Here is a 13,634-nt window from a genome sequence, read left to right on the forward strand (position 1 = left end):
ATAGTGAATAGTTGATAATTAAGAATTAAGAATGAAGAATTAAAAACTCTGAACACTCATTACTTTCTTCTAAAACCTGAAACCTGACACCTGACACCTGACACCTTATCTCCCTCTCCCCTCATCTCTCTTTCTCCCTAACGCTAATATCTACTCTTCCTCTCCCCATGTAGTTTTAGGCTCTGCCGCCCTCAAGCCCTGATTGATTTGAGGATAAAAAATAATTTCCCCTTGATTGTTATTAGGTTTATTGACTGAGTAATTAGTTTCTCCTTTTCTCCTTGCAGAAGTTTTTTCCTCACTGGTATCTTCTGCCACTATTTCATACAAAATTGCGAATTTTTCCCCTTGATTTGCCTTTCTTAAAATTCTTCCTAATCTTTGGATATATTCCCTTGTTGAACCAGTACCAGATAAAATTATTGCTATCTTAGCGGAAGGTACGTCCACCCCTTCGTTTAACACATGAGAAGCAACAATTATTTTGTAATCTCCTTCTTTATATTTTTGGAGAATTTCATGTCTTTCTTTTACAGGAGTTTGATAGGTAATTGCAGGAATTAAATATTCTTGAGAAATTTTATATACAGTATTATTGTCATTCGTAAAAATAAGAATTTTGTCAGGATAATGCTTTTCTATTAATTCAGTTAATAGTCTTAATTTACCTTGAGTTCCCATAGAAATTTCTTTTGCTTCTCTATGGGCTAACATTGCTTGTCTGCCTTGGTTTGAGCGACAACTAGCTTGAACAAAAAGTTGCCATCCTTGCAAACTGGACAGGGAAATATTATTTTGTTTTAAGAAATTATTTCTTGTTTTTATTGCTTGTTCATAACGTTGTTTTTCTTCTTTTTTTAGTTTTACTTTTAAAGAAATAACCTGATGTTGAGCAAGAGTTTTTCCTGATAATTCTTCGGGGGTTTTACGATAAATAACTGAGCCTATTAAACGGTTCAAATAATGGTGGCCGCCATCCTCTCTTTCTGGGGTTGCAGTTAAACCTAAGCGATAAGGTGCGATCGATTCTTCGGCTATAACTTGAAAAAAGTCTGTGGGTAAATGATGACACTCATCAAAAATTAACAGTCCGTAATGATTCCCTAAAGTTTTGGCGTGAATTGCGGCACTATGATAGGTTGCAATCAAAATGGGGGTGCGATCATGAGAACCTCCTCCTAATAAGCCTACTTCTATATTACTAAAGGAAGCCTTTATTTCTGCGTACCATTGGTGCATTAAATCCAATGTTGGTACTACAATTAAAGTTGTTCTAGGAGTAGATGCGATCGCCATTTGAGCTAAAAAAGTTTTTCCTGCCGCCGTTGGTAATACGACAACTCCCTGTCTCTGGGCTTGTTTCCATGCTTCTAAGGCTTCTTTTTGATGGGGGTATGGGGTTTTATTACCCTGTAATTTTATGTCTAAAGGATAAAATTCTTTTGCCGAGTCAATTAGGTCAATATCCTCACTCTGTAAGGTTTCTATTAAGTAGCGATAGTCTAAAGCCTGAATACGGAATTTTTCGATGCGATCGTCCCAAGTGGCGTAATCAATCCATGCTTTACCTCTAGGTGGCGGATGTAGGATTAATGTTCCTCTGTCATAGGTTAGTCTAGTTGTTCGACTCATAGAATAGTCATAAAGATCAAAAAGTAAAGATTTACCCATTGTGATCTACTGAAAATCAATTTAATCATTAAGTTAGCATTTTGTCAAGATATACTTAAAAGATTATTTAAGATAAAAAATATGATTTGGTTAGGAATTGATCCGGGATTAGCGATTATTGGTTGGGCAATTTTGTCAGGAAATGAAACTTCTTTACCGGAAATTATTGAGTACGGAATTATTGAAACCAGTAAGAAGATGACGACGGGAGAGCGTTTAGCGGAAATAGAGATAGATTTTGTTAGTATTATTAATGAGTTTCAACCAGAAGGAGTTGCCATTGAAATGCCTTTTTTTAATCGTCAAATTAAAGCGGCTGGAGGAGTCTTACAGGCTTTAGGGGTTATTAATTTGGTTTGTTTTCGAGACGCTCATTTGACCCCTATTTTTCTTCATCAGTCTAGTTGGAAAGCTCATTTAGGCAATGGTAGGGCAAAAAAAGCAGAAATTGCTTCTACCTTACAACAGTTATTTGATTTACCTGATTTACCTATTGATGATAGTGTTGATGCGATCGCGATCGCATATAGTGCTTGTTGTGGTTTAAGGAATATGATTGATTGAGTATTTTAACGTCAGTAATGGAAATTTTATAGTTGAGAGAAAATGAGTCAATTTGAACAAGCATTAGACAAATCAAAACTAACTACTCCCATGTGGTTATTATGGATTTTATCCGCAGGATTAATCGCCCTTGATGGCTTTGATTTTTTCATCATCGGCATTGCTTTACCTTTCCTCGAAAAAGATTTTTTACTAACTCCTGCCCAAATTGGTTCGGTGGCAGTAGCGGCAATTTTTGGTTCACTAATTGGCTCACTAACTTTAGGGGCAATAACGGATAAAATTGGGCGACAAAAAATGTTATTAATTGATGTCATAATTTTTATCGTTTCTAGTGCAGGTACTGCTTTAGCTTGGGACGCTTTTTCTTTAATTTTCTTCCGCTTTTTAGTCGGCATTGGTATTGGTGCTGATTATCCGATTAGTGTTGCCTATATTACGGAAAATATTCCTTCTCGACTGCGGGGAAGAATGGTTGTCGGTGCATTCACTTTTCAGGCTGTGGGTGCTTTATTAGGTGCTTTAACGGGTATTTTAGTCATTAAAGGATGTCTTTTTTTCTCTGATGATGCGACTATTTTTGCTGTTCAATATGGTTGGCGAATTATGCTCGGAGTCGGTTTAATTTTAGCTATTTTAGTCGGCTTTTTAAGGATGCAATTTTTATTAGAAAGTCCTCGTTATTTTATTGCTAAAGGGGATTATCAAGAAGCTACTCTTGCCGCCTCAGAATTATTAGATATAAATATAAAAATCACCCCTGAAACTGATCCTCAACCTCAAGAAAACGACTTTAATTACAATACTTTATTCTCGAAAAAATATCTCAAAAATACTTTATTTGCTTCTTTACCATGGTTTTTACAAGATATTGCCACTTATGGCATTGGCATTTTTACCCCTACGATTATCGCCGTTTTAGCTTTTACCCAAGAGGATAATTTTTTATTAAGTCAAAGTCAATCGGCACAAGGTTCGGCTATTGTTGATTTATTCTTAATCATTGGTTTTTTAGCGGCTGTTTTGTTAGTAGATAAAATAGGCAGAATTAAACTACAAATTTTCGGCTTCATTGGTATGGCTTTAGGCTTATTTCTTTTAGCTTTAGCAGGGGTCAGTAATTCTAATTTAATTTTGGTTTTTACAGGATTTTTTATCTTTAATTTTTCTATGAATGCTGGTCCTAATTCCACGACTTTTCTACTTTCAGGAGAGGTTTTTCCTACTTCTATTCGGGCTAGTGGTGCGGGATTGTCGGCTGCGATCGCAAAATCAGGGGCTGTTTTAGGCACTTTTTTATTACCTATTCTCAGGGTTAAAATAGGAGTTAATAATGTATTATATTTTTTAGTTGTTATTTGTTTATTAGCGGCAGTTTTAACTTATTTCTTAAGAATTGAAACCATGAATAAACCATTAGAAAATGTTTAATCTTCATTAAGTTGGGAAGCGATAGAAAGATGAAAAGTGTCTCGTCGTTCCTCTAACTTAAAATCAAAAATAACACGATCAATATCAGCAAAATATTTTAATTTTCTGTCAATAAAACCTTGTACAAATTTTTTAAAAGCCTGACTTTCTAAAGGGTCATTATCAATACCTAAATCTACTAAATAATTATTAATATTATCTTTTCTTTCTTGTTCAGGTAATAGGGATAAGTTCCATGCTAATATTGCCACAGAAACTAACCTATGACCTTCTTCTAAATCACTTACGATTTCCATCTCTGGGGCGACAAAATTCCATATTACCTCAGACATTTTCAATTCTCCTTTTTTGACTTTTCTCATAACTAAATCAGGATGGTTTTCCTTTATATCATGAGCAAAATTATCAAGAGAAGATGATTTTTTTCTACTTATTTTAATCTTTTGTTTTTTTTCTATGGGTTTTAGATTTTGTAAATCTTTAAATGCTTTAGATTGTTTTTTGGCCATGACGAAGATTGTTTTTCTTTTTTATTCATTATAAACTCTAGTTTGAGTAGGGAATGTTTAACCCCGAACTCCTCGAACTCCGAACTTCTAATCCCTATTGGTGCATAGCTTTAGCCAATTCAGCCGCCACTTTAGGGCGAGAGAATTCTGGAGGTGGCAATTCACCACGACGCAACATTTCTCTTACTTTTGTACCTGATAAGTGGATTCTTTCTTCTTTGGTAGCAGGGCTGGTTTTTGAGGTTGCCATTTGATTTGTGCGAGTACAATAGAAGGCGTGTTCAAATTTAAGAGGGGTGATGCCTAATTCTTCTGGTTTAAATTCATCAAAAATATGTTGAGCATCATAAGTACCATAGTAGTCGCCTACCCCTGCGTGATCTCTACCAACGATAAAATGAGTACAACCGTAGTTTTTGCGAATCAAAGCATGGAAAATGGCTTCCCGAGGACCTGCGTAACGCATAGCGGATGGATTGATGGCAAGAATAACTCGGTTTTGGGGGAAGTAGTTGTCCACCATAATCTCATAACAACGCATTCTTACATCGGCAGGAATGTCATCGCTTTTAGTTGCACCAACGAGGGGATGAAGGAATAAACCGTCAACGATTTCTAAGGCACATTTGATGATGTATTCGTGGGCGCGGTGAATGGGGTTACGAGTTTGGAAGCCGACAACGGTTTTCCAGCCTCTTTCTACAAACATTTTACGGGATTCGGCGGGATCAATTTGATATTTAGGGAAGTAGGGGTGATCGTCTCTTTGTAGTAGCCAGATAGGCCCTGCAAGGTTGATTTCTCCTTGTTCGTAAACCACTTTAACTCCGGGATGTTTTTCTTCATCGGTGCGATACACGTTTACTGCTTCATGGGTTTTGTTATAGCGGTATTTCTGGGTTAATTCCAATACGCCAACAAATCTACCAGTATGATCATCTAAACGTACCCAACTACCTTCTTTTAAGGGTTCCGCTACTTCTGCACTAACAGAAAGGGTTACAGGTACAGCCCAAGGTAATCCGTTCATTAAACGCATTTCTTCTACGACTCTTTCGTAGTCATCCTGTGCCATAAACCCGTTGAGAGGACTAAAACCACCAATAGCAATCATCACTAAATCAGATAAAGCACGATCATCTAATTCAATTCTAGGAAGGCTATCTGCTTGTGCCATAAATTCATCTCTTTCGGCAGGAGTTGCCACTCGATTGACTAAATGCCCTCCATGAGGCGCGATCGTCTCTATAATATTACTCATATAAATTTTTGTTAAGTTGATAAAGGATCAGGTTTTATAGTATCAGGCATTGACTCTTAGAAACAATCAGGTTGCCAAATTTAAGGTTTGGGAGATTGGGGAAATAACGATAAAATTGCCTTAATCCGAACTGACGTTAAATAGTTAAGAATTAAGAATGAAAAATTAAGAATTGAGAATGAAAAACCATGAATACTTATTTATTATTTATTACTTGTTTCCCCCTTTCCCCTCATCACCTCATCCCCTACCACCTGAAACCTGCAACCCGACACCTGACACCTAACCTTATCGGATATTCTTAAACCGAACTAAGGTTATTTAATTCTTGATTGATTTTTTGTTTTTCTAAATTTTTGCCGATGATTACAAGGCGGGTTACTCGGTTATCTTCAGGTTTCCAAAGACGATCAAAAAATGTTTCGATGCGATCGCCCACTCCCTGTAATACCATTCTCATGGGTTTATCGGGAACGTTAACAAATCCTTTGATGCGGTAAATTTCAAATTTTGTGATTAGTCTATGTAATTCTTGGATTAAATCTTGTGGGTTGGAAGTTTCGGGAATTACTAACTCAAGGGAATTTATATCATCATCGTGATCGTGGTCTTCTTCTGTATCATGATGGGAAGGGCGATTGTTTAAATCATCTTCCACGGCGGCGTTAAAACCGAGTAAAATATCAGGGTTAATTTTTCCTTGATGACAGGGTATCACCTTTACTCCTTGACGTAATTCTTTTTCTAACCAAGACTTCACTTGAGTTAAATCCGTTTCGCTAATTAAATCAGTTTTGGTTAATAATACTAAATCGGCACAGGCTAATTGATCCTCGAATAGTTCCTCTATGGGGGTTTCATGGTCTAAACTAGGATCATCCGCCCTTTGGGCTTCTAAGGCTTCTAAATCTCCCACCAATGTACCATTAGCTAAGGCTTGGGCATCAACTACCGTCACCACACCGTCAACGGTGGCGTGGGTGCGAATTTCTTGCCATTTAAAGGCTTGTACGAGGGGTTTTGGTAAAGCTAATCCGGATGTTTCAATAATGATAGAGTCGATCGCATCTTTCCTTGTTAATAACTCTTGCATGGTCGGATAAAATTCTTCTTGGACTGTGCAACAAAGACAGCCATTTGTTAATTCAATGATGTTATTTTCTTCTTCCTCGGTATCGCATACCTGACAACTTCGCAACAAATCTCCGTCAATGCCTACTTCTCCAAATTCATTGACTAAAACCGCAATTTTTCTTCCCTGATTATTTTGTAATAAGTGTCGTAAAAGAGTAGTTTTTCCCGCACCTAAAAAGCCTGTGATTACCGTTACTGGAATTTTGTGCATTTTTATGATTATTTATCTATTAATTTTTATATTTTCCCTTGTATATATTTTATTGAAAAAAATTTTTTATTCAACCTTTGTACAATAAAATACATACTTTACCGTTAATATCGTTACTAATAAATTTATTTGAAATAGCTTAAAAAGAACATAAAAACTATTGACATTATTTTTCTAATTTGTTATAATTCAAATATAGGAATATAGCCACCTTTTTCTTGATCCGTAGCGATCAGGGGGGGGTGGCTCATGTCTTTTTTTCCTCAATGCCATGACTTTTTCCTAATACCCAATGACGGCGGAAAAAGCGATATAAAGAAGACTCTTCTAGGGATAAATAAATGGGTCTGCCATGGGGGCAGGTGTGGGGATTTTTCGTGATTTTCCAATTATCAACGATGTTTTGCATCTGTTTAATGGTCAGTTTTTCACCATTACGAATGGCACTTCTACAGGCGATCGCAACTTGGGCAGAATTGAGATCTCCTCCATAACTTAATTCCATGATTGCCGACAGAGAATCATCTCTATTTAAAAGTATTTTAGGAATGGCTCTTAATGCCCATAAATCCTCCCCAAAAGTTTCTATTTCCAAACCAATATTATTTAGTTGTTCTATTTGTTTAGGTAGTAATTTATCTAAAATAATGGGATTTTCTAAGGCTACTATTTCCCATTGATTTTGTAATTGTTCATAGATAATTCTCTCATGGGCGATGTGTTGTTCTATTAACCATATTCCTTGGGAATGTTCTGCAACAATATATGTATTTCTTGCTTGAGCTATGACTTGTAAATCAATTAAACCGATATTTTCTTCTGGACTTTTTTCTCTTTCTTTGATTTCCGGCGTTTCTAGGTGATAAATACTCTTATTCTCTGCTAATTTAAGGATATTTTCGACTCTTTTATTCTCCCATTTTTGAGATATATTATTATCAGTTAATTTAAAAATTTCTGCAATAGTATCTTTAATTTGTTCCTGCCAAAATTCAATATTATCTAAGAAAATTTCTGCTTTAGCAGGGTGTCGATTCCAGTCTATTTGTCGAGGAGATGTTTGTAAATGTAAAAAGGCGACGGGAAAACGATCCCTTTCTAAGGTACGATGAAAACTGCTATAAATAGCTGATTCTAACTCAGGGCATTTGATTATTCTACCGTTGATTCCTATCTTAACCCAATCTGGTCGAGGACGAGAGATGCGATCGGGTAATCCTAAAACTAATTCAAGGTGAGAAATAGATTTTTCATAGGGAGTATCAATTGCTTTTTTTATAGTTTTTAAATCAGAATAATGAATAGTTTTTAATAATTGCGGTAAAATTTTATCCGCAGAATTACTACGACTAATGGAAAAAATTAAGCGATCATTCACTAATAATTGCCAAGTAATATGAGGATGACATAAAGCAAATTCTCCTAACAAAATTTGAATTTTTTTCAACTGCTGTTTAAAAGGGGGATTTACCTGTCTTCTCACAGGCATATTGCCAAATAAGTCGTTAACTCTTACTATTGTCCCCACGGCTGAAGGTTTGGGATAAATATGTTGTAGTTGGGCATTTTCTGCCATAATTTCCCAACCGCAATCATTAGTAACCCGACTGCTAATATTAATCTGTGCTAACTGAGCGATACTATGTAAGGCTTCACCCCTAAATCCTAACGTGTGAATATTAATTAAATCATTAGTATTGTTTATTTTACTGGTGGCATGGGGTTGAATCGTCAGAGGTAAATCTTCTTGGGTAATACCTTCTCCGTTGTCGGCTACTTGTAAATTCCATGTTTCTGGATAAATGGACACAAAAATGCGATCGGCTTTTGCATCTAAACTATTTTCTACTAACTCTCTGACAACGGCTACTAATGAATCTATAACTTCTCCTGCGGCAATTAATTTAATTAAGTTGTCTGGTAATTTCCTGATAGCCATTTCAATTAGTGATTAGGGGTTGATGAAAAAATGGTTTCATGAGGGTGGGCAATAGGCAATAGTTTATAGTTTGATCATAAATAATAAAAACACCTGAAACCTGCTACCTGAAACCTGCTACCTGAAACCTGCTACCTACTTCTGACTCATTTACTCGTTAGTGACACTGTAGTCAAATTCTATAGCTCGATTATGACACTCAATACAGGTATTGTGAGTAACTGGGGTTGTAAATTTTATATCAGGATGTAGAGCGAAAAAGTAACGAGACTGGGCAATAAATTTTGGTCGAGGTTCATCTTTTAGCAGTTGCCTTGAGTATTGCTGTAAATATTGCCACATTAAAACTTGGGTAAAACGGACAATGCCATCTATTCTTACACCATAATGATTACCCGGATTTTCCAAAATTGTCTGCCATGTTTCCGAGGGTAAAACGGCGGGAGGAATTGGTATATGGCAAGTGGAACAATTTTCTAAGTATAAGTCTTTACCAATAACAAAGTTACCTACTGCCTTATCAACAGATTTTGTTCCTGCGGTCAAAGATTGATGATTCATCGCTAAGGATGCACCCCATCCAAAAATCGAACAGAAAAGGACTATTAAAGCTAATATTAGTGGTAAAGTTACTTTTTTTCTTTTTTTTGACCTAAAAAACATGATACCCCTTAAAATGAACAGTTGACAATTATCCCCTCCCCGTTCCGGTGGCATTATACGTTTGCCCTCGATATTACTCCGCGATCGCAACAGTATTGAGTAACCGAGCTACAATCACTTTTGCATTTCTGCCTCCTGCTGGAATCAAACGATGAGATAATACACTAGGTGCTAAAAATTTAATATCATCGGGAATAACATAATCTCTCCCTTCCAAGAAAGCTAAAGCCTGAGATGCTTTTTGTAGAGCAATTGTTCCCCTAGGACTTACTCCCAAAGCAATATCATCATCCTGACGAGAAGCATTGATTAAATTAACGATATACTTTTGAATCTCTGGCGCAACCCTAACTGAAAATACCTCTTTTTGTAAATCTTTCACGTCTTGTAAACTCACACAGGGTTCTAATTCTTCCACTAAAGTAGGATTTAACTGCTTTTCTAACATTTGCAACTCTTCCTCAAAGGAGGGATAACCAAGGCTCAAAGAAATAGCAAATCTGTCCATTTGTGCTTCTGGTAAGGGAAAAGTTCCCTGATACTCTACAGGGTTTTGTGTGGCAATAACAAAAAAAGGTATCGGTACAATCTTAGCAACTCCGTCAATGGTAATTTGTTTTTCTTCCATTACTTCTAATAATGCGGATTGAGTTCTCGGAGTAGCCCTATTGATTTCATCTGCTAGTAAAACATTCGCAAAAGCAGGACCTGCTAAAAACTCAAATTCTCGACTGTTGGGATTCCAAACATTTGTTCCTGTTACATCACTAGGCAATAAATCAGGAGTGCATTGGATACGCTGAAACTTACCATTAATTGATTTTGCAAGAGATTTCGCTAAGAGGGTTTTACCCACTCCGGGTACATCTTCTAGTAAAGCATGACCTCCACTTAATAAAGCAACTAAAACTAATTTAATGGCATCATCCTTCCCCACAATTGTACGGGCTAGATTTTCTTTGAGAATGGTAATTTTTTCCCTCATTAGCAGTTATTTCCTTGTGTGATACTGAGTCCATATTTTATCAAATTTAGCCGAAGTGCGATATAGAAATATGACTCTCTAAGTAGGTTTCAGGCTTTAGGTTTTGGTTAATTTTTCTCAAAATTAATTTTAAACTATTAGTATCTTTATACTTAAGAAGTCATCTAAGATCTATTAAACCTAACTTTTTTATTAGGCGACGGGCTTAAGCCCCTTGTTATCATTCAAACGTTTACTTGTTGCCTGTTGCTCACTCTTTCCCTGACGATTTGATTTAGATGTTTATATTTCCTAGCCCACTACTAAAATGCTTTAGAATGAGCATCGCTACCGTGTCAAGAAGTAGTTTGTACCATTAAAAAGTGCTGTAAGATAAAGATTAGTTAGACACAAGAAATTAAAAAACTATCATGAGTAAATTACGCAACGTCCTCATTGGTGCTGGAATAGCGGCTGTTGGTGCTGTGGGAGTAAAAAAAGCCGTTGATTATTTCCAAAATAAAAAACAGCAAGAAGCATTACCCGAAACCCCCGAAGATGCTCAAATTTCTAATCCAGAAGAAGAGGTTGCTTTTGCCGTTGTCGAAACTTCTTCCGTTCAAGATTTCCTTGATAAAAGTTTTGGTAAGTCGGGGCGCTACAACCCTAATCGCCCTCCCAAAGTATTTGAATATCAGGATAAACAGTATATGGTAATCTGGGCATACGATAACGAAAAATCTAAAAATCAAATGCTTGTTTTTCAATATACTGACAGTGGAAGACAAATGATTGCTAGTGTAGGCTATACCGATTCTGCCACAGACTATAATTTAAAGATGGGAAATACTCCCTTTGCCGTAGAAATTAACGGAGCAAAATTACAATCTGGGGAAGGTGAAACGGAAGGCACAAGTGATGTTGATTTCGTCTTAGCTTAGTTATTCTATTGGAGTTTTGATAAAAATTAGGATTTTTAAGGGGTAAAAAAGTCATTCTGCCTGTATATATTTATGGCGATGTCTGTTGGGGGATTAGAAGAATTAGGAATTATGTTGATCGAGAATTAGTGGTTAAATAACTTGTTAATATCATTAATTAGTGATCCACTATTAACTATTAATTATTCACTATTTATTATACAGATGGAGGTTATCAACTTTTATGGCAACTCAGGTTATTCAAAATCCGCAAACAAAAGCTAATAGTGAAAAAAAACATCATCCGGGTTATCGAGTTTTACTGCATAATGACAGTTTCAATACGATGGAATATGTCGTAGAAACCCTGATGGAAACCGTTGGAATGAGTGAACCTCAAGCGGTTAGTGTAATGATGGAAGCTCATACAAATGGTGTTGGTTTAGTAACAGTATGTGCTTTGGAACACGCTGAGTTTTATTGTGAAAGTTTAAAAAGTAAAGGTTTAACTAGCACGATCGAACCTGCGGAATAATGGTTTATTATTACTATTTATATTAATTATTAATTGTCCTCATTTTGCTTTTATCTCATATCAAAAATTATCCTATAGTTGTAAGGTTAGGGCTATTTGTCTTAGCCTTACTATTTATTTGGTCTCCTTTTTTACTCTCTACTTATTATTTTCTAGGAGCAAAAGATCCTAATTTAACTACTATTATAACCATGGCAATTTTATTTGTCATTTTTCTATTTTTGGTTAAGTTTTGGGGTCAATTTGTGTATGATAAATCGAATATTTTTAAAAGTTATGGTTTAGTTTTTTCTCGCACCAATTTTCTTTTTTTAATCAAAGGTTTAATTATTGGTTTTATTTCTAATTGGCTATTATTTGGAGTTGAATTTTTATTGGGGTGGGTAAGTTTTCAGTCTCCTTCTTTACCCTTGGTTAAACTCTTAACAGAAGGATTTATAAGTGCCATTGGTATTGGCTTGGCAGAAGAATTATTTTTTCGAGGCTTTTTATTATGGGAATTAGAAAGAGATTTTTCTCTGGCTTTTTCTGCTGGTTTAAATGCTTTTATTTTTGCTTTTTTACATTTCATTAAACCCCTACCTGAAGTAATTCGTACCAGTGTTACTTTTCCCGCTTTAGTTATTTTAGGATATATTTTAGTATTAGGGAAGCGATCGCATCTTAACTTATTGGGTATTAGTATTGGCATTCATAGTGGCTTAGTGTGGGGATACTATATTGTAAATGTAGGACAAATGGTAAAATATAACAACTTAGTACCATCTTGGATAACAGGAATAGATAAAAATCCCATTGCAGGAGTTATGGGAATTAGTTTTTTATTGATATTATTATACAGTCTAAAAATAGATAATAAATTGAGAAACAAAGTGAAAAATGATGTTAATATGAACTAATTTAAGAAAAATATTAACTAAAAAAAAGTGTAATAGAGGTTAAGAATGTCCTTAATTAAAAAAAGTTTATTTGTTGCCAGTGTAATTATTTCCCCTCTTATTTATTCACCGATACAAGTGAATGCACAAAATTCAAACATGAGTTTTAGTCAATGGTGCGAACAACAATCATTATCTGCTGAAACAGAAAAAACCATTAATGCAATCACTAAGGCTTTAAATGTAAAAAATTGTGCAGAAGCCGCTGAAATCGCCCCTAGAGTATTCACCCTAACTATAGCAAATCAAAATATTTCCGACTTAAGACCACTCAAAAGTTTTATCAATCTTACAGACTTAAATCTATACAATAACAATATTGTCGATATTTCCCCTCTACAATCGATGACTAATTTAAAGAAAGTAGTTTTAGGTCATAATCCCATTCAAGATTTAACCCCTTTAAAATCATTAAATAACCTCGAAAAATTATATATCAGCAATATTAATACTAATAATTTTGAAGCAATTAAATATCTAAAAAAAATTAATACTTTATATATTAATCAGAATAAAATCAGTGATTTAAAACCACTAGAAAATTTAACTAACTTACAAGAATTATATGCTAGAGAAAATAAAATTAGCGATTTAAAACCCTTAGCAAATTTAACTAACTTACAAGAATTATCGTTAGATAATAATCAAATTTCTGATTTAACTCCTTTAGCAAAACTGAGCAAACTAGAAGAATTATCTCTCAATAACAATCAAGTAACAGAAGCAGGAATCAAACCCCTGTGGGATTTAAAAAATTTAGAAAGAGTATATCTACATCAAAATCCAGTAGCACGACAATTTTGCCCCAACAACAGAGATAGTCTTTGTTTTATCGGTAATAGATAAAATGAATTAGTGAATAGTGAATAGTTGATAGTTGATAATTAAAAACTC

The 13,634-nt window shown here is 35.1% G+C and carries 13 protein-coding genes; 6 read left to right on the forward strand and 7 right to left on the reverse strand.

Annotation, left to right across the window (positions count from 1 at the left end):
* Positions 1–150: 150 nt before the first annotated feature.
* Positions 151–1,632: a DEAD/DEAH box helicase gene (locus CYAN10605_RS08505; protein WP_041922756.1), complete on the reverse strand. Its 1,482-nt coding sequence runs from the start codon at positions 1,630–1,632 to the stop codon at positions 151–153.
* Between the two features lie 120 nt (positions 1,633–1,752).
* Between CYAN10605_RS08505 and CYAN10605_RS08510 the strand changes: the two genes are divergently transcribed.
* Both CYAN10605_RS08510 and CYAN10605_RS08515 read left to right on the forward strand, forming a co-directional pair.
* Positions 1,753–2,235, forward strand: a complete 483-nt coding sequence (locus CYAN10605_RS08510) for a crossover junction endodeoxyribonuclease RuvC (protein WP_015219535.1) — start codon at positions 1,753–1,755, stop codon at positions 2,233–2,235.
* Between the two features lie 42 nt (positions 2,236–2,277).
* Positions 2,278–3,666 carry an MFS transporter gene (locus CYAN10605_RS08515; RefSeq protein WP_015219536.1) on the forward strand — a complete coding sequence of 463 codons (1,389 nt, stop codon included), beginning with the start codon at positions 2,278–2,280 and terminating at the stop codon, positions 3,664–3,666.
* Here the strand turns inward: CYAN10605_RS08515 and CYAN10605_RS08520 are convergent.
* From CYAN10605_RS08520 to CYAN10605_RS08545, 6 genes are all read right to left on the reverse strand, one after another.
* A complete protein-coding gene (locus CYAN10605_RS08520; protein WP_015219537.1) occupies positions 3,663–4,175 on the reverse strand; it encodes a hypothetical protein in 513 nt (170 codons plus the stop codon). The genes CYAN10605_RS08515 and CYAN10605_RS08520 overlap by 4 nt on opposite strands.
* Positions 4,176–4,269: 94 nt before the next feature.
* The gene (gene sat / locus CYAN10605_RS08525) at positions 4,270–5,436 is read right to left on the reverse strand and encodes a sulfate adenylyltransferase (protein ID WP_015219538.1); all 1,167 of its coding nucleotides are present in this window, start codon (positions 5,434–5,436) and stop codon (positions 4,270–4,272) included.
* Between the two features lie 301 nt (positions 5,437–5,737).
* On the reverse strand, positions 5,738–6,781 hold the full coding sequence (gene cobW, locus CYAN10605_RS08530) for a cobalamin biosynthesis protein CobW (RefSeq protein WP_015219539.1): 1,044 nt from the start codon (positions 6,779–6,781) through the stop codon (positions 5,738–5,740).
* Positions 6,782–7,028: 247 nt separating this feature from the next.
* Positions 7,029–8,726 carry a DNA mismatch repair endonuclease MutL gene (mutL, locus tag CYAN10605_RS08535; RefSeq protein WP_150108941.1) on the reverse strand — a complete coding sequence of 566 codons (1,698 nt, stop codon included), beginning with the start codon at positions 8,724–8,726 and terminating at the stop codon, positions 7,029–7,031.
* 144 nt (positions 8,727–8,870) lie between these two features.
* Positions 8,871–9,383 (reverse strand): dihem cytochrome c family protein, encoded by a 513-nt coding sequence (locus tag CYAN10605_RS08540; protein WP_071880508.1) that lies wholly within the window; start codon positions 9,381–9,383, stop codon positions 8,871–8,873.
* Between the two features lie 73 nt (positions 9,384–9,456).
* Complete coding sequence (locus CYAN10605_RS08545; protein WP_015219542.1) at positions 9,457–10,368, reverse strand: AAA family ATPase; 912 nt, start codon at positions 10,366–10,368, stop codon at positions 9,457–9,459.
* A gap of 410 nt (positions 10,369–10,778) precedes the next feature.
* On the opposite strand from CYAN10605_RS08545, the gene CYAN10605_RS08550 reads away from it, so the two are divergent.
* From CYAN10605_RS08550 to CYAN10605_RS08565, 4 genes are all read left to right on the forward strand, one after another.
* Entirely contained in the window at positions 10,779–11,288 is a 510-nt protein-coding gene (locus CYAN10605_RS08550; RefSeq protein ID WP_015219543.1) for a hypothetical protein, read from the forward strand.
* Between the two features lie 223 nt (positions 11,289–11,511).
* Positions 11,512–11,802, forward strand: a complete 291-nt coding sequence (gene clpS / locus CYAN10605_RS08555) for an ATP-dependent Clp protease adapter ClpS (RefSeq protein ID WP_015219544.1) — start codon at positions 11,512–11,514, stop codon at positions 11,800–11,802.
* Positions 11,803–11,846: 44 nt separating this feature from the next.
* Positions 11,847–12,701, forward strand: coding sequence for a CPBP family intramembrane glutamic endopeptidase (locus CYAN10605_RS08560; protein WP_015219545.1), 855 nt, complete (start codon positions 11,847–11,849; stop codon positions 12,699–12,701).
* Between the two features lie 45 nt (positions 12,702–12,746).
* Positions 12,747–13,586 (forward strand): leucine-rich repeat domain-containing protein, encoded by an 840-nt coding sequence (locus CYAN10605_RS08565; RefSeq protein ID WP_015219546.1) that lies wholly within the window; start codon positions 12,747–12,749, stop codon positions 13,584–13,586.
* The last annotated feature ends 48 nt before the right edge of the window (positions 13,587–13,634 follow it).

It is taken from the genome of Cyanobacterium aponinum PCC 10605 (assembly GCF_000317675.1).
In the GTDB taxonomy this organism is placed as follows: domain Bacteria; phylum Cyanobacteriota; class Cyanobacteriia; order Cyanobacteriales; family Cyanobacteriaceae; genus PCC-10605.

Coding starts and splice junctions, on each gene's coding strand:
- clpS (WP_015219544.1), top strand. CDS start 11,512: ATGGCAACTCAGGTTATTCAAAATCCGCAAACAAAAGCTAATAGTGAA.
- CYAN10605_RS08520 (WP_015219537.1), bottom strand. CDS start 4,175: ATGGCCAAAAAACAATCTAAAGCATTTAAAGATTTACAAAATCTAAAA.
- sat (WP_015219538.1), bottom strand. CDS start 5,436: ATGAGTAATATTATAGAGACGATCGCGCCTCATGGAGGGCATTTAGTC.
- CYAN10605_RS08565 (WP_015219546.1), top strand. CDS start 12,747: ATGTCCTTAATTAAAAAAAGTTTATTTGTTGCCAGTGTAATTATTTCC.
- cobW (WP_015219539.1), bottom strand. CDS start 6,781: ATGCACAAAATTCCAGTAACGGTAATCACAGGCTTTTTAGGTGCGGGA.
- CYAN10605_RS08505 (WP_041922756.1), bottom strand. CDS start 1,632: ATGAGTCGAACAACTAGACTAACCTATGACAGAGGAACATTAATCCTA.
- CYAN10605_RS08540 (WP_071880508.1), bottom strand. CDS start 9,383: ATGTTTTTTAGGTCAAAAAAAAGAAAAAAAGTAACTTTACCACTAATA.
- CYAN10605_RS08510 (WP_015219535.1), top strand. CDS start 1,753: ATGATTTGGTTAGGAATTGATCCGGGATTAGCGATTATTGGTTGGGCA.
- CYAN10605_RS08515 (WP_015219536.1), top strand. CDS start 2,278: ATGAGTCAATTTGAACAAGCATTAGACAAATCAAAACTAACTACTCCC.
- CYAN10605_RS08545 (WP_015219542.1), bottom strand. CDS start 10,368: ATGAGGGAAAAAATTACCATTCTCAAAGAAAATCTAGCCCGTACAATT.
- CYAN10605_RS08550 (WP_015219543.1), top strand. CDS start 10,779: ATGAGTAAATTACGCAACGTCCTCATTGGTGCTGGAATAGCGGCTGTT.